At 72.3% G+C, this 18,510-nt stretch carries 16 protein-coding genes; 8 read left to right on the top strand and 8 right to left on the bottom strand.

Annotated elements, in window-relative coordinates; genetic code table 11:
- Positions 1-3: 3 nt before the first annotated feature.
- From ACIRB4_RS30375 to ACIRB4_RS30340, 8 genes are all read left to right on the top strand, one after another.
- Positions 4-909 carry a carbohydrate ABC transporter permease gene (locus ACIRB4_RS30375; RefSeq protein ID WP_403295749.1) on the top strand — a complete coding sequence of 302 codons (906 nt, stop codon included), beginning with the start codon at positions 4-6 and terminating at the stop codon, positions 907-909.
- A complete protein-coding gene (locus tag ACIRB4_RS30370) occupies positions 906-2,069 on the top strand; it encodes a Gfo/Idh/MocA family protein (protein ID WP_403295681.1) in 1,164 nt (387 codons plus the stop codon). The genes ACIRB4_RS30375 and ACIRB4_RS30370 overlap by 4 nt, the downstream gene beginning before the upstream one ends.
- Positions 2,066-2,905: a PmoA family protein gene (locus ACIRB4_RS30365; protein ID WP_403295680.1), complete on the top strand. Its 840-nt coding sequence runs from the start codon at positions 2,066-2,068 to the stop codon at positions 2,903-2,905. The genes ACIRB4_RS30370 and ACIRB4_RS30365 overlap by 4 nt, the downstream gene beginning before the upstream one ends.
- Positions 2,902-4,455 (top strand): family 43 glycosylhydrolase, encoded by a 1,554-nt coding sequence (locus tag ACIRB4_RS30360; protein ID WP_403295678.1) that lies wholly within the window; start codon positions 2,902-2,904, stop codon positions 4,453-4,455. The genes ACIRB4_RS30365 and ACIRB4_RS30360 overlap by 4 nt, the downstream gene beginning before the upstream one ends.
- Before the next feature lie 102 nt (positions 4,456-4,557).
- On the top strand, positions 4,558-5,898 hold the full coding sequence (locus ACIRB4_RS30355) for an ABC transporter substrate-binding protein (protein WP_403295676.1): 1,341 nt from the start codon (positions 4,558-4,560) through the stop codon (positions 5,896-5,898).
- A gap of 101 nt (positions 5,899-5,999) precedes the next feature.
- Positions 6,000-6,704 carry a rhamnogalacturonan acetylesterase gene (locus ACIRB4_RS30350; protein ID WP_403295674.1) on the top strand — a complete coding sequence of 235 codons (705 nt, stop codon included), beginning with the start codon at positions 6,000-6,002 and terminating at the stop codon, positions 6,702-6,704.
- 3 nt (positions 6,705-6,707) lie between these two features.
- Positions 6,708-7,997, top strand: a complete 1,290-nt coding sequence (locus tag ACIRB4_RS30345; protein ID WP_403295672.1) for a polysaccharide lyase family 1 protein — start codon at positions 6,708-6,710, stop codon at positions 7,995-7,997.
- Positions 7,998-8,077: 80 nt separating this feature from the next.
- Positions 8,078-9,187 (top strand): pectinesterase family protein, encoded by a 1,110-nt coding sequence (locus ACIRB4_RS30340; protein WP_403295671.1) that lies wholly within the window; start codon positions 8,078-8,080, stop codon positions 9,185-9,187.
- Positions 9,188-9,229: 42 nt separating this feature from the next.
- Here the strand turns inward: ACIRB4_RS30340 and xdhC are convergent, their stop codons facing one another.
- From xdhC to ACIRB4_RS30300, 8 genes are all read right to left on the bottom strand, one after another.
- Positions 9,230-10,039, bottom strand: a complete 810-nt coding sequence (gene xdhC, locus ACIRB4_RS30335) for a xanthine dehydrogenase accessory protein XdhC (protein WP_403295747.1) — start codon at positions 10,037-10,039, stop codon at positions 9,230-9,232.
- 1 nt (position 10,040) lies between these two features.
- Positions 10,041-12,413, bottom strand: a complete 2,373-nt coding sequence (gene xdhB / locus ACIRB4_RS30330; protein ID WP_403295669.1) for a xanthine dehydrogenase molybdopterin binding subunit — start codon at positions 12,411-12,413, stop codon at positions 10,041-10,043.
- Positions 12,410-13,873, bottom strand: coding sequence for a xanthine dehydrogenase small subunit (locus ACIRB4_RS30325; protein ID WP_403295667.1), 1,464 nt, complete (start codon positions 13,871-13,873; stop codon positions 12,410-12,412). Before ACIRB4_RS30325 ends, xdhB begins: the two co-directional genes overlap by 4 nt.
- A 315-nt stretch (positions 13,874-14,188) precedes the next feature.
- Positions 14,189-14,866 carry a hypothetical protein gene (locus tag ACIRB4_RS30320; RefSeq protein WP_403295666.1) on the bottom strand — a complete coding sequence of 226 codons (678 nt, stop codon included), beginning with the start codon at positions 14,864-14,866 and terminating at the stop codon, positions 14,189-14,191.
- Entirely contained in the window at positions 14,866-15,396 is a 531-nt protein-coding gene (locus tag ACIRB4_RS30315; RefSeq protein WP_403295665.1) for a SigE family RNA polymerase sigma factor, read from the bottom strand. Before ACIRB4_RS30315 ends, ACIRB4_RS30320 begins: the two co-directional genes overlap by 1 nt.
- Positions 15,377-16,396 (bottom strand): LacI family DNA-binding transcriptional regulator, encoded by a 1,020-nt coding sequence (locus ACIRB4_RS30310; protein WP_403295664.1) that lies wholly within the window; start codon positions 16,394-16,396, stop codon positions 15,377-15,379. Before ACIRB4_RS30310 ends, ACIRB4_RS30315 begins: the two co-directional genes overlap by 20 nt.
- A gap of 129 nt (positions 16,397-16,525) precedes the next feature.
- Entirely contained in the window at positions 16,526-17,413 is an 888-nt protein-coding gene (locus tag ACIRB4_RS30305; protein WP_403295662.1) for an SMP-30/gluconolactonase/LRE family protein, read from the bottom strand.
- Positions 17,410-18,180: an IclR family transcriptional regulator gene (locus ACIRB4_RS30300; RefSeq protein ID WP_403295660.1), complete on the bottom strand. Its 771-nt coding sequence runs from the start codon at positions 18,178-18,180 to the stop codon at positions 17,410-17,412. The genes ACIRB4_RS30305 and ACIRB4_RS30300 overlap by 4 nt, the downstream gene beginning before the upstream one ends.
- Positions 18,181-18,510 lie beyond the last annotated feature (330 nt).

Below are 18,510 nucleotides of genomic sequence, written 5' to 3'. Positions count from 1 at the left end.
ACCCTGACCGCACCGTCCGCGCCCTCCGCCGGTGCCGCGTCCGGCGGCCCGCCGCCGCCCCCGCCGCCCGTGCCCGCCGCCCGCCGGCGGCGCCGCGCCTGGGACGAGGCCCCGCGCTGGCAGATCTACCTCCCGCTCGGCATCTACCTCCTGTTCACCCTGATCCCCTTCTACTGGATCCTGCTCTTCGCCGTGCGCCCGGCCGGCTCGACCTCGCTGCTGCCCTGGCCGATGACGACCGAGCACTTCGAGAAGGTGTGGACCGAGCGCAGCTTCGCCACCTTCTTCCAGAACAGCCTGCTCATCGGCCTGGCCACGCTGGTGATGACCACCGTGGTCGCCCTGGCCGGCGGCTACGCCCTGGCCCGCTTCGACTTCCGGTTCAAGAAGGGCTTCATGCTGGCCCTCCTGTGCTCCCAGTTCGTGCCGGGCGCGCTGCTGCTGGTACCGCTGTTCCAGATCTTCGCCGGCCTCAGCATGATCAACTCGCTGGGCAGCGTCATCATCGCGGAGACGGTCTTCCAGCTCCCGCTCTCGATGATCCTCATCAGCGGCTTCATCCGGAACGTGCCCTACTCCCTGGAGGAGGCCGCCTGGGTCGACGGCTGCAGCCGGTTCGCCGCGTTCCGGATCGTCGTGCTGCCGCTGCTGCGCCCCGGTCTCGTCGCCGTCGGCTCCTTCGCCTTCGTCCACTCCTGGAACCACTTCCTCTTCGCCCTGATGTTCCTCAGCAGCCAGGAGAAGCAGACGATCCCGGTCGGCCTCAACACGCTGATGGGCGCGGACAGCGTCGACCTCGGCGCACTCGCCGCGGGCGGTGTCATCGCGGCCGTGCCCGTGGTGGTCGTCTTCGCCTTCATCCAGAAGTGGCTGGTCACCGGGTTCAGCTCCGGGGCGGTGAAGGGATGAGCGCCCTCCACACCCCGCTGCCCGTGGTCCTGGCGGGCGCACGCGGCCACGGCCGCTGGCATCTGCTCAACATCCGCCGGCTCGAACGCCTCGGCCTGGTCCGACTGGCCGGAGTCTGCGAGCTGCGACCGCTCGACGCGGCGGAGCTGGAAGGGATCGGTACGCCGGAGCAGTCCTCGGACTTCGAGGCGCTCCTGGCCTCCACGGGGGCGCGGATCGCGGTGATCTGCACGCCGATCCAGACCCACACGGACTTGGCTTTGGCCGCCGCCCGCCACGGGGCGCACATCCTGCTGGAGAAGCCGCCGGCCCCGTCGTACGCGGAGTTCCGCCGGATGGCGGACGGGGTGGCGGCGTCGGGCGTGGCCTGCCAGATCGGCTTCCAGTCGCTCGGTTCGCACGCCGTGCCCGCGATCCGCCGACTGGTCGAGGAGGGCGCGATCGGCGAGCTCCTTGGTGTCGGCGCGGCCGGGGCGTGGGTCCGCGACGAGGCGTACTTCCGGCGGGCGCCGTGGTCGGGGCGCCGGCGGCTCGACGGTGTCGACGTCGTCGACGGGGCGCTCACCAACCCGCTGGCGCACGCCGTCGCCACGGCGCTCGCGCTGGCCGGGAGCGTCCGGGCGGAGGACGTCGAGTACATCGAGACGGAGCTGCTGCGCGCCCACGCGATCGAGTCCGACGACACCTCCTGCGTCCGGGTGGTGACGGCCCGGGGCACCCAGGTGACCGTGGCGGCCACGCTGTGCGCCGAGACCTCGGCGGAGCCGTACGTGGTCGTCCACGGCACCCGGGGCCGCATCACCCTCTGGTACAAGCAGGACCGGGTGCTGCTCCAGCGCGGCGGCCACGGCCCGGAGGAGACCGTCCACGGCCGTACCGATCTCCTGGAGAACCTGGTCGCGCATGTGACCGGCGGCGTGCCCCTGTGCGTGCCGCCCGAGGAGACCGGCGCCTTCATGCGGGTCGTGGAGGCGGTCCGGCTGGCGCCCGACCCGGTGCCGCTGGCGGAGACGTACTGGCGCACCGAGGCCGGCGAGAGCGCGCCGCGCCGGGTCGTCGCCGGTATCGACGGGCTCGTCGACCGCAGCGCCGACACCCTCAGCCTCTACTCCGAACTCGACGCCCCCTGGGCGCTCCCGACCAAGGCGGAGATCCGATGAACCCCGCGATCGCCCTGCGCTGCGCCGGCCGCCCGGTGGCCCGGTACCTCACGCGGCCGGAGCTGGCGCGCGACCACTCACCCCGGCCGTACCTCCACCCCGTCACCACGCTGGCCGGAGTGCGGGTCACCGAGCTGCTGCCCGAGGACCATCCGCACCACCTCGGGGTGGGCGTGGCCGTGCCCGACGTGGCGGGCCACAACTTCTGGGGCGGGCGCACCTTCGTCCGCGACCAGGGGCCGACCGATCTCGACAACCACGGCGAGCAGCGGCACGACGGCTTCAAACTGCGCGACCCGGACGGCTTCGTCGAGGAGCTGAGCTGGACGGCGGCGGACCGGGTGCTGCTGCGGGAGCACCGGACCGTGGCGGTGGCGGCGCTGACGGACGCGGCCTGGGCGCTGGACTTCACCTTCTCGCTCACCAACGTCTCGGGGGAGGACCTGTCCATCGGAAGTCCGGCCACCAACGGGCGTCCGGGCGCGGCCTACGGCGGATTCTTCTGGCGGGCACCCAAGGAGCGGACCGCTCCGGCCGTCTTCAGCGCGGACGCGGACGGCGAGGAGGGGGTGCACGGCGGCCGGGCCGACTGGGTGGCGCTGGCCGGCGAGGGCTGGACGCTGGTGTTCGCCGGTGCCACCGATCCGACCCGGCGCGACCCGTGGTTCGTCCGCGCCGCCGAGTATCCGGGGGTCGGCTCCTCCCTCGCCCATGACCGCCGGCTGCCGGTCGAGGCCGGAGGGACCGTCGTACGACGGGTGGTCACCGTCGTCGCCGACGGCCGCCCGGACCGGGCCGAGGCCGCGGCGCTGGTGCGCAAGGCGGTCGCCTCATGAGCCGCCGCGCGATACCCGGGGACCCGGGCGAGCCCACCGGTGACCTGGGGAACGGGACGTACCGCAATCCCGTCCTTGCCGCCGACTGGTCCGACCCGGACGTGCTGCGGGTCGGCGAGGACTACTACCTCACCGCCTCCAGCTTCGGGCGGGCGCCGGGGCTTCCGCTGCTGCACTCCCGCGACCTGGTGAACTGGACGATCGTCGGCCACGCGGTGGACCGGCTGCTGCCCGAGGCGGCCTACGCCTCACCGCGGCACGACGGCGGCGTCTGGGCGCCCTCGCTGCGCCATCACGACGGCCGGTTCTGGATCTTCTGGGGCGACCCGGACCATGGCATTTGGCAGGTCAACTCCCCGTCGGCGCGCGGGCCGTGGAGCACCCCGCACCTGGTGAAGGCGGGCCGCGGGCTCATCGACCCGTGTCCGCTGTGGGACGAGGAGACGGGCGAGGCGTATCTCGTGCACGCCTGGGCCAAGTCTCGCGCGGGCGTCAACAACCGGCTCACCGGCCACCGGATGAGCCCCGACGGCGGCAAGGTCCTCGACGAGGGCACCACGATCGTCGACGCCGACCGCATCCCCGGGTGGTTCACCCTGGAGGGGCCGAAGCTGTACCGCCACGACGGCTGGTTCTGGATCCTCGCCCCGGCCGGCGGCGTCGCCACGGGCTGGCAGGGCGCCTTCCGGTCCCGGTCCTTCTTCGGTCCGTACGAGGAGCGGGTCGTCCTGCAGCAGGGCGACACGGACGTCAACGGCCCGCATCAGGGCGGCTGGGTCCGCACCCAGAACGGCGAGGACTGGTTCCTCCACTTCCAGCAGCGCGGCGCGCACGGGCGGCTTGTCCATCTCCAGCCGATGGGCTGGGGCGACGACGGATGGCCGGTGCTGGGTGACGAGGGCACCCCCGTCACCGTGCACGCCAAGCCGAAGCTGCCCGAGCAGCCGCCGTCCGCTCCGGCCGCCGACGACGCGTTCCCCGGGGGGCGCTTCGGCCGCCAGTGGCAGTGGACCGCCAACCCCGGCGAGGGCTGGACCACCCAGCACTCCGGCGACGGGCTGTGGCTGAACTGCGGGCGCACGGAACGGATCGACGATCTGCGGGCGCTGCCCCAGCTGCTCACCCAGCGGCTGCCGGGCCGGGCCGGCACGGTCGAGGTCGAGCTGCGGCTCGACAGCGAGGTGCCGGGCGCCCGGGCGGGACTCGTGGTGCTCGGTGACGCGTACAGCTGGATCGGGCTGCTGCGCGGCGCGGACGGCGCGGTCCGGCTGGTGCACCGGTTCGCCCCCGTCAGCGCCGACCGGGAGCGGGACGCCGCACACTCCCGGCCCGCGCCCGAGGGCCGGGCCCGGCTGCGGATCGCGCTCACGCGGGACGCGCGCTGCCGGTTCTCGTACGACACGGGTGACGGCTTCACGCCGGTCGGCGAGGTCTTCGCCGCCACGCCCTGGCGGTGGGTCGGAGCGCTGCTCGGCCTGTTCGCCGCCGCTCCGACGGGAACGGGGCCGGCCGGGACGGCCGTGTTCACCTCGTTCCGCGTCACCTCCTGAACTCCCCCCACGAACACCCTGTGGAAGACCCCGAACCACCCCGCAGGACCCACCCGTACGACCCGTACGACCCGGTAGGACCCCGAGAGAAGAGAGCCGACGATGACCATCTTCCGTGGCGGGCGGCGCAGAGCCGTCTGTGCCCTCGCGCTGACCACCGTGCTCGCCCTGACCGCCACCGCCTGCGGAGACGACGGCTCCGGCGCGGCCGGCGACAAGGGCGACGAGGGCTCGGGCAAGGGAGAGATCACCTTCTGGGACAACAACGGCGGTGTCCGCACCGACGTCTGGAAGGAGATCATCAAGGACTTCGAGAAGCAGCACCCCGACATCAAGGTCAACTACGTCGGGATCGCCTCCACCGAGGTGCAGTCCAAGTACGACACCGCCATCCAGGGCGGCGGTCTGCCGGACGTCGGGGGTGTGGGAGCGGCGATGCTCGCCGGGATCGCCGCCCAGAACGCCCTGGAGCCGCTCGACACCCGGCTGGAGAGCAGCTCGCTCAAGGGCAAACTGAACACCGGAATGGTCGAGAGCGTGAAGTCCGCGGGCGGCCAGGGCAAGCTGTTCACCGTCCCGACCTCCGCCAGCAACGGTGTCCTCTACTACCGCACCGACCTCTTCGCGGCGGCCGGCCTGGAGGAGCCCACCACCTGGTCGAAGTTCTACACGGCGGCCGACAGGCTGACGGACAAGGGAAAGAACAGGTTCGGCTACACCATCCGCGGCGGCTCGGGCTCCATCGCCCAGGCGCTGGACGCCATGTACGGCCAGAGCGGCATCACGAGCTTCTGGAACGGCGACAGGACCACGGTCAACGACCCGAAGAACGTGGCCGCGCTGGAGAAGTACGTGGGTCTCTTCAAGAAGAACACCCCGGCGGCCGACGTCAACAACGACTTCACCAAGATGGTCGCCCAGTGGGACAGCGGCGAGATCGGCATGCTCAACCACAACCTCGGGTCGTACAAGGACCATGTGAAGGCCCTGGGCACCGAGAAGTTCCGGGGCATCCCGAACCCGACGACGGACGACGGGACCCGGGTCCAGGTCTCCAACCCCGTCGACGGCCTCGGGCTGTTCTCGTCGAGCAAGAACAAGGCCGCGGCCTGGAAGTTCATCGAGTTCGCCGCCTCGCACGCCTCCAACAGCAAGTGGAACGAGTCGGCGGGTGCGATCCCCGCCAACACCGAAGCCGCCAAGGACGCCTGGATCCAGCGGGCCGAGCCGACGAAGCTGGCCGCCGAGGTCCTCTTCAGCGGCAGGACGGCCATCGTGCAGCTGCCGTACTACCTGCCGGACTGGAACACCATCTCCAAGGCCGACAACGAGCCCGCCTTCCAGAAGGTCCTGCTCGGCAAGGCGACGGCCAAGCAGTTCCTGGACGACCTGGCCGAGCAGCTGAACACGGCGCAGGCCGAGTGGAAGTCGCAGAACAAGTGACGGCCGCAGCGAGCCGCCGCCAGGTGGTCGCGGCCGGGGCGGGCCTCGCGCTCGCCCTGGCCGCGGCGCCCGCCGCGGCCCTTTCCCGAGGACACCACCGTATGCGCACCCTGTACATCGCCGGGGACTCCACCGCCGCCCAGAAGTACGCGGACGCGGCGCCCGAGACGGGATGGGGCATGGCCCTCCCCTTCTTCCTCCACAAGGAGGTCGCGGTCGCCAACCACGCGATCAACGGCCGCAGCACGAAGAGCTTCATCGACGAGGGCCGGCTGACCACGATCCTGGCGGCGATCCGGCCCGGCGACGTGCTGCTCGTCCAGTTCGGCCACAACGACCAGAAGGTCACCGATCCCAGCCGGTACACCGAGCCCTGGGGCTCCTACCAGGACAATCTGCGCCGTTACGTCCGGGGTGCGCGGGAGCGCGGCGCGCTTCCGGTGCTCGCCACCTCCGTCGAGCGGCGCAGGTTCGACGCGGCCGGCACGGCGCTGCGGACGCTGGGCGACTACCCGGCGGCGATGCGCGAGGTGGCCCTGGAGGACGACGTCCCGCTGCTCGACGTCCAGGAGCTGTCGCTGGCGCTGTGGCAGAAGCTCGGCCCGGAGACGACGAAGACGTACTTCAACTGGACGCCGGCCGAGCAGGACAACACCCACTTCAACCCGCCCGGCGCGATCGCCGTGGCCCGGCTGGTCGTCGGCGAGCTCCTCCACACGCGCGTCCTCACACCGGGCGACACCCGCCGCCTGGACGCGGAGGTCCCCGCCGAGTGGATCACCTGGCCCGACTCCGAGGAGAACTGACCCATGCGACACACCCACCTGTGGGCGGTGGGCGCCACCACCGCCACCGCCCTGGTCCTGACCGTCATCGGTCCGGCCGCCACGGCCGGGGCCGCGCCCGATCCCGCACGCCGGACGCTGCCCGCCGGGGACGGCTGGGCGTCGGAGGGCACCGGGACGACGGGCGGCGCGGCGGCGGTCCCCTCCCGGGTCTTCACCGTCACCACCTGGGAGGAGTTCCGGGCGGCGCTCGCCGTCCCGGGCGCCGGGCCGCGGATCGTCAAGGTCAAGGGGACGCTGAACGCGACCGCCGCGGGCTGCTCGGCCTTCGAGGCCGCCGGTTACGACTTCGAGCGGTACCTCGCGGACTACGACCCCGCCGTCTGGGGGCTCGACAGGGAGGTGAGCGGCCCTCAGGAGGAGCTGCGGGCGGCCTCCGCGTCGGCGCAGGGCAAGGCCATCAAGGCGTACGTGCCCGCCAACACGACGATCATCGGCGTCGGCGGGAACGCCGGGATCACCGGCGGCAGTCTGCAGATCAAGGGCGTCGACAACGTCGTGGTCCGCAACCTGACCCTGGAGAGCCCGCTCGACTGCTTCCCGCAGTGGGACCCGACGGACGGTGCGACCGGCGCCTGGAACTCCGAGTACGACAGCATGGTCGTGTACGGCTCCACACATGTCTGGATCGACCACAACACGTTCACGGACGGCAGGCACCCGGACAGTTCGCTGCCGAGGTACTACGGCGAGCTCTACCAGCAGCACGACGGCGAACTGGACATCGTGCGCGGCGCGGACCTGGTGACCGCGTCCTGGAACGTCTTCGCCGACCACGACAAGACCCTGATGATCGGCAACAGCGACAGCGCGGGGGCGACCGACCGCGGCAGGCTGCGGGTCACCCTGCACCACAACCTCTTCAAGAACGTGGTGGAGCGCGCGCCGCGGGTGCGCTTCGGCAAGGTCGACGCGTACAACAACCATTTCGTGGTGCCGGCTTCCGGCTACGCGTACAGCTTCGGCATCGGGCTGGAGTCCCAGCTCGTCGCCGAGAAGAACACGTTCGCGCTTCCGGCGGGCGTCGGCGCCGGGAAGATCCTGAAGAAGTGGAAGGACGCCCCGGTCACCACGGCGGGCAACCACGTCAACGGCAGGCCGGTCGACCTGCTCGCGGTCCACAACGCGGAGTTCCCCGGCGAGGTCCTGCGCGGCGGCGCCGGCTGGACGCCGGTGCTCCGCGACCGGGTCGACGTCCCGCAGGCCGTGCCGGCTCTGGTCGGCCGCGGGGCGGGGGCGGGCCGGCTGCGCTGACCCTCCCCGTACCCGGCGGCCGGGGGCGGCCCACCGCCCCCGGCCGCCTGCCCCACTCCCCCCAACGAAGGAGCTGTGACATGACCCCGCTCAGTCGCCGTGGCCTGCTCACCGCCGGCGCGGGCGCCGGTGCGGCGCTCGCCGTCGGCCCGCTCGCCTTCCCCGCGGCCGCCTCCGGGTCGCGCGGCCCGTTCGGCAGGTTCGGTTCGCCCGCCGCACGGCTCACCGACCGCACCCTGTACGTCCACCCCGGCGGCCTCGGCGACCACACCACCGTCCAGGCCGCGGTGACCGCCGCGAGCGGCCCCGGCGGGACGCTGGTCATCGCCCCCGGGACGTACCGCGAGACCGTCGCCGTCAGCGTGGCGCGGACCGGCATGACCTGGATCGGGGCGAGTGAGAACCCGCGTGACGTCGTCGTCGTGTACGACAACGCCAGCGGCACGCCCAGGCCCGGCGGCGGCACGTACGGCACCAGCGGTTCGGCGACCACCACCGTCCAGGCGGACGGTTTCACGGCGCGATGGATCACCTTCGCCAATGACTTCCTGCGAGCCGAACACCCGGGGATCAAGGACACCCAGGCCGTCGCGCTCAAGGTCCAGGGCGACCGGTCCGCCTTCCTCCACTGCCGGTTCCTCGGCCACCAGGACACGCTGTACGCCGACTCCCGGTCCCTCGGCTCCGTCGCCCGCCAGTACTTCGCGCACTGCCACGTCGAGGGTGACGTCGACTTCGTCTTCGGCCGTGCGCGCGCGGTCTTCGAGCACTGCCACTTCCGTACGCTGCTGCGCACCGACCTCGCGTCCGCGCCGCACGGCTTCGTCTTCGCCCCGTCGACCGCGGGCGCGCAGCCGTACGGTTTCCTGGCGTCGCGCTGCCGGGTGACGAGCGAGGCGCCGGACGGCTACTACAAGCTGGCCAGGCCCTGGGTGCCCAGCTCGGACACGACGGCGTGGCCGTCCCTGGTGGTACGGGACAGTGTGCTCGGCCCCGGGATCGACGCCGTGGCACCGTACGCGAACATGCGCGACGCCCACCCGTGGCAGGCCCAGCGCTTCGCGGAGTACCGCAACACCGGTCCCGGAGCGGAGATCACCGTCCCGGCGAACCGGCCGCAGCTGACCGCCGCCGAGGCGAGGACGGTGACGAGGGCCACCTACCTCGGCGACTGGAGCCCGCGCCGCTGAACGGGCGTGTAACGGGACCGGGGTGCCCGCCTTCGCTGCTGCTCAGGGGCGGTCCTCCTGGAAGGTCCTCAGGAGGTCCGCCGCGACGCTCACCGCGATCACGGCGGGTTCCTTGCCGCTGATCCCGGTGGTGCCGATCGGGGTCTTGATCCGGTCGATCGTGGCGTCGTCGTGGCCGCCCTCGGTGGCGAGGCGCTTGCGGAAGCGCGTCCATTTCGCGGCCGAGCCGATCAGTCCGATGGAGCCGAGACCCGGGGTGCGCAGGGCCGCGTCGCACAGCGCGGCGTCCTCGGCGTGGTCATGAGTCATGATCAGGACGTGGGTGCCTGGCGCCAGCTGCGCGAGCACCTCCTCCGGAAGCAGCGGTGTGTGGTGCACGTGGATCCGCGCCACCGCGTCCGCGAGCACGGCGAGCCGTTCGTCGGTGAGCATGTCGGGGCGGGAGTCGACCAAGTGCAGATCGAGGTCGTGGCGGGCCAGGATCCGTGCCAGCTCCAGCCCGACGTGCCCGACGCCGAAGACCGCCACCGCCGGGACCACGGGCAGCGGTTCGAGCAGGACGGTGACGGCTCCGCCGCAGCACTGCACGCCGTGCCGGCCGGCGACCTTGTCGTTGAGGGCGAACTCCATGAGCTCCGGCTCCGGCTCCGCTGTGCCGATCAGCTCACGGGCCCGGTCGATCGCGACGGCCTCGATGTTGCCGCCGCCGATGGAGCCCCAGGTCCCGGTCCGCCCGACGACGAGTTTGGCGCCGGCCTTGCGGGGTGCGTGGCCGCGCACGGTCGCGACGGTCACGAGCACGCCGGTCTCCCGGCGGGCCCGCAACCGCGCGACCGCGGCCACCCAGGTCATGTCAGGCATGGCTCAGCGCGCTCGCGGGGGTGGGGACCGCGCCGCCGTCGCCGCCGCGGGCCGCTTCGATCGCCCAGTACACCGCCTCGGGTGTCGCGGGGGAGGCGAGTTCGACGCTGACCCCGGCGGGTCCGAACGCGGCGGCGGCCTGCCGCAGCGCCTCCCGTACCGAGAACGCCAGCATCAGCGGAGGCTCGCCCACCGCCTTCGATCCGTAGACCGCGCCCTCTTCGGTGGCGTTCTCCAGCAGGGTGACGTGGAACTCCTCGGGCATCTCCGAGAAGCTCGGCAGCTTGTAGGTGCTGGCCGCCTGGGTCAGCAGCCGGCCGCGGTTCGGGCCGTCACTACTGTCCCAGCGCATGTCCTCCAGCGTCAGCCAGCCCGCGCCCTGCACGAAACCGCCCTCGACCTGACCGATGTCGATCATCGGGGAGAGGCTGTCGCCCACGTCGTGCACGATGTCCACCCGCCGGATGCGGTAGGCGCCGGTGAAGCCGTCCACCTCCACCTCGGCCGCGGCGGCGCCGTGGGAGAAGTACTTGAACGGCGAGCCCCGGAACGCCTTGGCGTCCCAGTGCAGCCCCTCGGTGCGGTAGAAACCGGCCGCCGACAGCTGCACCCGCTGGAAGTACGCGGTGCGCACCAGGTCGTCCCAGGCCAGCTCCCCGTCGGCGCCGAGCACGCGCGCGACGCCCTCGACGATGCGTACGTCCGCGGCGTTCGCGCCCAGCTGTGTGGCCGCCACCTGGAGGAGGCGCTCGCGCAGCTGCTCGCAGGCGTTCTTCACCGCCGCGCCGTTGAGATCCGCCCCGGCGCTGGCGGCGGTGGCCGAGGTGTTGGGCACTTTGTCGGTACGGGTCGGGGCGAGGCGTACCTTGTGCGGCGGGATGCCGAGCGTGGTCGCGGCCACCTGGAGCATCTTGGTGTGCAGGCCCTGGCCCATCTCGGTGCCGCCGTGGTTGATCAGGACCGAACCGTCCTTGTAGATCAACACCAGCGCGCCGCCCTGGTTGAAGGCGGTGAGGTTGAACGAGATGCCGAACTTGACGCCGGTGAGCGCGAGCGCCCGCTTGCTGTGCGGGTGCGCGGCGTTGAAGGCCGCGATCTCGCGCCGGCGGTCGGCGAGGCCGGCGTTCTCCTTCACCCGCTGCCAGACGGCGGAGATCCGTTCGGGCTGGCGGACCGGCTGGCCGTACGGCGTCGACTGGCCCCGCCGGTAGAAGTTGCGCTCCCGCAGCTCCATCGGGTCGAGGCCGAGCAGCGGCGCGCACCGGCCCATGATGTCCTCGATCACCAGCATGCCCTGAGGTCCTCCGAAGCCGCGGAAGGCGGTGTTGGAGACCTTGTTGGTCTTGGCGATGCGACCGGCGACGCGGGCGTTGGGGATCCAGTAGGTGTTGTCGATGTGACACAGGGCGCGTGCGACCACCGGCTCGGACAGGTCCAGGCTCCAGCCGCCGTCCGCGGTCAGGGTGGCGTCCAGCACCTGGATGCGGCCGTCGGTGTCGAAGCCGATCTTCCAGGCGGCGTGGAACCCGTGCCGCTTGCCGGACATCGTCAGATCCTGGGTCCGGTTGAGGCGCAGCCGCACCGGCCGGCCGGTCAGCTTGGCGCCGAGGGCGGCGACGGCCGCGAAGCCGTGCGGCTGCATCTCCTTGCCGCCGAAGCCGCCGCCCATCCTCAGGCACTGCACGGTCACCTCGTGGCTGTGCAGGCCGAGGACGTGCGCGACGATCTCCTGGGTCTCCGAAGGGTGCTGGGTGCTGCTCTGGACGAACACCTGCTCGGCCTCGTCGACATGGGCGAGCGCCGCGTGCGTCTCGAGGTAGAAGTGTTCCTGGTCCGAGAAGTGGAACTCGCCGGTGAACACGTGCGCGGAGTCGGCGAAGCCGGCGTCGACGTCGCCGGTCAGCAGCATGGGCCGGGCGCCGTGGAAGCTTCCGGCGGCGATCGCGTCGCGCAGCGTGATGACGGAGGGCAGTTCGTCGAGTTCGACCTCGACGGCGGCCGCGCCGAGCCGGGCCGCCTCCAGGGTCTCGCCGAGGACCCAGGCCACCGCGTGGCCGTGGAACATGACCTCGTCGGGGAAGAGCGGTTCGTCGTGCTTCATACCGGCGTCGTTGACGCCGGGCACGTCGGCACCGGTCAGCACGCGGACCACACCGGGCACGGCGAGCGCGGGCTCGGTGCGCAGCGCGGTGATCCTTCCGTGGGCCTTCATGACCTGGACCGGGTAGGCGTGCAGGACGTCCTTGGTGCGCTGGACCAGGTCGTCGGTGTAGAGCGCGGCGCCTGTGACGTGCAGGTGGGCGCTCTCGTGCGGCATGGAGAGGCCGACGACGGGCTTCTCGGGACGTTCGGACAACTGGCTCATGACGGCACCGCCTCGGTGGTTCGCGCGTACAGCTTCCGCAGGCTCTGGCCGAGCATCGCGGAGCGATAGCCGGCGCTGGCGCGGTGGTCGTTCATCGGTGTGCCCTGGGCTCGCAGCAGCCGGGCCGCGGCCTCGACGGTCTCCGCCGTCCACGGCCCGCCCTCCAGGGCCGCCTCGACGGCGAGGGCGCGGAGGGGGGTGGCGGCCACGCCGCCCAGGCCGATGCGGGCCTTGCGGACGATCCCGTCCTCGATGTCGAGCGCGAAGGCGACCGCGACGCTGGAGATGTCGTCGAAGCGCCGCTTGGCGATCTTGTGGAAGGCCGCGACCGGTGACAGCGGCAGCGGGACGCGCACGGAGCGGATCAGCTCGCCGGGACGGCGCACGCTCCGCCGGTAGCCGGTGAAGTAGTCCGCCAGCGGGACCTCGCGCTCGCCGTCGGCGTCGGCGAGCACCACCGACGCCTCAAGGGCGAGCAGTACCGGCGCACTGTCGCCGATGGGGGATCCGGTCCCCAGGTTGCCGCCGAGGGTGGCGCTGTTGCGGATGAGCCGGGAGGCGAACTGCGGGAACAGTTCGGCGAGGAGCGGGACGCCGCCGTCGAGGCGGCGTTCGATCTCGGTGAGCGTCAGCGCCGCGCCGATCTCGATGTGGTCGGATGCGACACGCAGCCCCCTCAGTTCGGGCAGCCGGTCGACGGCGACCACGCAACCCGCCCGTCGGGAGTGGATGTTGACCTCCACGCCCCAGTCGGTGCTGCCGGCGACCACCACCGCGTCGGGTCGCTCGCGCAGCAGCCGCAGCGCTTCGGCCAGGGTGCCGGGCCGCAGGAACGCGCTGTCGCCCTGGGTGTAGGCGGTCGCGACCGGTTCGGGCGGGGCCTGCTCGCGACGCCGCGCCAGGGGGTCGTCCTCCGCGGGCGCCCCGACGGCGAACGCGGCGTCGCGGATGGGGCGGTAGCCGGTGCAGCGGCAGAGGTTTCCGCTCAGCGCGTGCAGATCGAAACCGTTGGGTCCGTGCTCGGGGTCGGCACCGTCGGCCTCCCCCGCGTGGGCGCAGCGGTCGGGCCGGTAGTACTCGGCGGCCATGCTGCACACGAACCCCGGTGTGCAGTACCCGCATTGGGAGCCGCCGCGGACGGCCATCTCCTCCTGCACCGGGTGCAGGGTGGGCGGTGTGCCGGGTGCGCCGGCGGTGGCGAGTCCCTCGGAGGTGACGATCTCCTGACCGTCGAGCGCCGCGACGGGGACCAGGCAGGCGTTGACCGCCACCCAGTCGGTGGGCTTGTCCGTGCCGGGGCGTGCCACCAGGACGGAACAGGCGCCGCATTCACCTTCGGCGCAGCCCTCCTTGGTGCCAGTGAGGCCGCGCTCGCGCAGGAAATCCAGCGCCGTGGTGTGGGGCGCGGCCGGTGAGATCGGTGTCTCTTCTCCGTTGACCGTGATCCGCGCCGCTACCATGACACATCCCCATGCCGGTGCGTGGTCGATCTGATTGCCTTCATCGCCATGTCAGAAGCCTTCTGTTTTCGTTGGCGCAGCTCGAGAAACCGACTGCGTGAACCAGCACGCGAGGACGTGCCGCAGACGGTGACGGAAATCAAAAGAGGCCGGGGCCGCAGAAAAAGGGCACGCCGGAAAAAGGGGGCTGCTCAGCAGCCGTGTGCTACACGACCCGGAACCCAGGCGGCCTGGTGGGCGAGGCGATGCAGATCGGAGAAGGTGGACATCCGACTTCGCCTCCTTCCAGCAGTTCACGAGTCGGTGCGTTCGAAATTACGTTGCCCCGGTCCCGTCGGTCAAGACCGGCCTGAAGTCGCCCCGTGCAATCCGCTGTTCGCCGAAGGTGTCGACAGTGGTGAGGGTGTAGGCGTCGGTTCCGGTGTCGCGGGCGCCTTCCGCGTGGTTGTACTGGCCGGCGAAGACATGGCGGCCCGGCGGGACGGTGCGGCCCGGCTTGAGCACCCATCGGTACACGAGGTGCGCCGCCTCCTCCTGGACGGTGACGGTGAAGTCCTCGGCGGGCCGGGTGCGCCAGTGGCCGGTGCTCGCGACGCCGGGGGTGCGGGCGATCCGCAGCTCGACGGTGAGCGCGGTCAGCGGGGTGTGCGTGGTCAGGGTGACGTTGTTCTGCGCCCACCAGCGGTTGCTGCCGGGGTCGATCGAACCTTCGGCTCGCAGGGGCGGGTGCGGGGCGGGCGCCGTGGCGACCCGGGCGGGGTCCGGGTGCAGGGTGGTCGCGGCCAGGCCGCCGAGGGAGACGACGCCGGCGACGGCCGCCGCGACGGCGACCGCCGACATCCACAGGGTCCGCGGGCGCCGTGGTCCGCGTACCGTCCGTCGCGGGGGCGGCGTCGTGAGGCCGCGCTCCACGCGGGCGAGGATGCGGGCGTGGTCGGGCTGGTGGGAGTCGGCCGCTTCTCGCAGCCGTCGGCGCACCTGAGCTTCGTCCATCAGCTCTTTCCTCCGACGAGTTCGGTGGCGGCGCCGGTGCCGAGCAGACGTTGGAGCTCCGCCATGCCCTTGGAGGTCTGGCTCTTGACCGTGCCGACCGAGATGCCCAGGGCGAGGGCGGTGTCGCGCTCGGAGAGGTCGAAGGCGTGGCGCAGGACCACGCAGGCGCGTTTGCGGAACGGCAGCGCCCGCAGGGCGGACTGGACGTCGACGACGACGGTGACGTCGGGCTCGCGCGTCCACTCGGAACGCCGGTCCCAGAAGAGGGCGACGCGGCGGCGTTCCCGTACGGTGCCGCGGATCCGGCTGCGGACGAGGTTGGCGACGACGCCGCGGGCGTAGGCGGCCGGGTGGTCGGCGTCGCGGACCCGGTCCCAGCGGTGCCAGAGGGCGACCATGGCGTCCGCGGCAAGGTCGTCGGCGCCCTCGCGCTCGCCGGTCAGCAGATGGGCGAGGCGGGCGAGTTCGGCGTAGTGGCGCTCGAAGAAGGCCTGGAACTCGGTCGCGGGATCATCGGCGGCCGTGGCCACGCCTGCTCCCCGAGCTCTCACGGACGGTCAGTTCGGGGGCGATCAGCAGCGGCCCGGAGGGCGCCTGTCCGCCGAGGCGGGCGACGATCCGTTCGACCGCGAGTCGCCCCATGTCCTGGGCGGGGACGCCGACGGCGGTGAGCGGGACGGAGGCGTGGCGGGCCACCTGGTCGGGGCAGACGGCGACGACGGAGACGTCCTCGGGCACGGCGCGTCCCTGCTGGCGCAGTACGGCGAGCAGGGGTTCGACGGCGGCCTCGTTCTGGACGACGAGGGCGCTGGTGGCGGGGCGTTCCTCGAAGATCCGGCCGAGGGTGGCGGAGACGGCGGCGTAGGTGCCCTCGACGGGGCGGTGCAGCAGGCCCGTGTCCCGCTCGGTCGCGGCGGCGCGCAGTCCGGCGAGGGTGCGCTCGGCGAAGCCGGTGCCCCGTGCGTAGACGGCGGGCGGCTCGCCGAGCACCGCGATCTGGGTGTGGCCGAGGTCCGCGAGGTGGTCGACGCACCGTGCGCCGGCGGCTTCGAAGTCCAGGTCGACACAGTCGAGTCCGGTGGTGTCGCCCGGCATCCCGATGAGCACGGCCGGCCGCTCGGCCCGCTTCAGCTGGGGCAGCCTCGGATCGTCGAGGCCGACGTCCATGACGATCATCGCGTCCGCGATGGCGCTGCCCTCGACACGGCGTACGGCTTCGGGGCCCTCCTCCCCGGTGAGGAGGAGGACGTCGTGGCCGTGGGCGCGGGCCGTGGTGGTGACGGCCATGGCGATCTCCAGCATCACCGGGAGATAGAGGTCGGTGCGCAGGGGCATCATCAGCGCCAGGATGCCGGTCCGGCTGCTGGCGAGGGCCCGGGCGCCGGCGTGCGGGCGGTAGCCGAGTTCGTCGATGCTGCGCTGGACCCGTTCGCGGGTGGAGGCGGAGATGGACCGCTTGCCGCTCAGGACGTAGCTGACCGTGCTGGCCGACACTCCGGCGTGACGGGCGACATCGGCGAGGGTGACCACTCAGTTCTCCGCGGCAGGTCCCGGCTCCCGGGCGGATGCCCGTTCCTTGGGGCCCGACCCTAAGCGGCGGCTCAGTGAGCTGTCCAGGCGGTCGGCCGGCCCGCGACGCCGGGAGGCGCCGCGGGCGGTTCAGCCCGCGAAGGCGGTGCCGGGCAGGCCCTGGCCGATGTCCGGCAGGACGAGCAGGGCGCCGGCGAGCGGATCGGGGTCCGCGAGACCGGTGCGGGCGGTGGTGACGTACAGGTCGCGCAGTCGCGGGCCGCCGAAGGCGCAGGCGGTCGGCCGGCGCACGGGGAGGCTGACGGTCCGGTCGAGTGCGCCTCGCGGGGTGTAGCGGCGGAGCTGTCCGCCGTCCCACAGCGCGACCCAGACGCAGCCCTCCGCGTCCACGGTCAGCCCGTCGGGGAAGCCCGCGTCCGGTTCGACGGTGACGAACTCCCGGCGTTCGACGAGGTGTCCGTCCTCGACGCGGAGGATGTCCACCCGCCGGGTGAGGCTGTCGATGTAGTACGCGACCTCGCCGTCCGGGCTCCAGCCGATGCCGTTGCTGACGGCCACCTCGTCGATCAGCGGGGTGACGGTGCCGTCGGGCCCGATCCGGATCAGGTGGCCGCCGCCGGGGGCCTCGTCGTAGCGCATGGTGCCGGCCCACAGGCTTCCGTCGGGTGCGACGGCCGCGTCGTTGCCGCGCCGGTCGGGGACGGGGTCGTGGTGCAGCCAGGAGAAGGCGCCGTCGGCGTCGTAGAGACCGATGCCGTCCCGGAGGTTGGCCACGAGTCCGCCGCCGGCCCGGGGCTTGGCGGCGCCGATGTGCTCGCCGACGGCGGTGACGGAGCGGCGACCACTGTCCGGCTCGTACGTGTGCAGGCGCGCGCCGAGGATGTCGACCCAGATCAGCCGGGCGCCGGCCGGGTCCCAGGTGGGCCCTTCGCCGAGTTCGGCGTACTCGCGCACCGCCACCTCGATCGCGGGCCCCCGGTCCGGCCCGGACGCGGACGCGCTCTCGCCGGAACTCATCGCGCGCCGCGGTGGCCGAGGCGGAGGGAGAGGTCGGCGGCGCCCTTGGCGGCGAGTTCGGCCAGTTCGGCTTCGCGCTCCTCGCTCCAGCGGATCACCGGGACCGAGACGGACAGGGCCGCCACGACCCGGCCGGAGGTGTCCCGTACGGGCGCGGCGACACAGCTGACGTCCGGGTTGGACTCGCGGTGCTCGGTGGCGGTGCCCCGGGCCCGGATCTCCGCGAGGGCGGTGCGCAGGGCGTCGGGATCGGTGATGCTGTTGGGCGTCATGGAGACCAGCTCGCGGCCGGCGAGGCGGGCGTCGAGCTCGGCCTCGGGGAGAGCGGCGAGCAGCATCTTGCCGACGGAGGTGCAGTGCGCGGGGAGGCGGCGGCCGGCGGCCGAGACCATGCGCACGGCGTGGGTGGAGTCGACCTTGGCGATGTAGATGACGTCCATGTCCTCCAGGATCGCGACATGGACGGTCTCGTCGCAGGTCTCGGCGACCTCGCGGGCCACCGCCTGCCCCTCGGCGGCGAGGTCGAGCTGTTCGGCGTAGCGGCTGCCGAGCTGGTACGTGCGGACACCGAGGCGGTAGCGGCCGGGCTGGTCCGGGACCGTCGCCAGGTAGGCGCGGGCCGTCAGGGTGGTGAGCAGCTCGTGGGTGGTGGTCCGGGGCAGTTGGAGCTTGCGGGTGATCTCGGGGGCGGAGAGCGTTCCGTCGCCGTGGAGGAAGAGCTCCAGAATGTCGAATGCTCTGGTCACCGCCGGTACGAGGCGCCCCATGGCCGTCCACCCACCCTCACTGTTCGATATTCCGGCCACTGGCCGGTATGACGAACACAGGCTAGCCGTCACCTCGTTCGCCGGGCAATGCTCCCGCTCGGACCATTGACACCCACCGGGTGGCTGATTACGGTCACGCCAACATTTCGAACGCATGACGAAATATCGAACGCCCGCAACTCCGAACAACCCTCCACGAACCGATCGATACGAGCGACACCGGGAGCAACCGCCGTGCGGATCACGGGAATCACCACACACGTCGTCGGAACACCCTGGCGGAACCTGACCTACGTCCAGGTCCACACCGACGAGGGCCTGACCGGGGTC

Source organism: Streptomyces sp. NPDC093600, assembly GCF_044764755.1.
Classification (GTDB): domain Bacteria; phylum Actinomycetota; class Actinomycetes; order Streptomycetales; family Streptomycetaceae; genus Streptomyces.
Note: the sequence above shows the minus strand (reverse complement) of the source record. Positions and strands in the feature narration are given on the sequence as shown.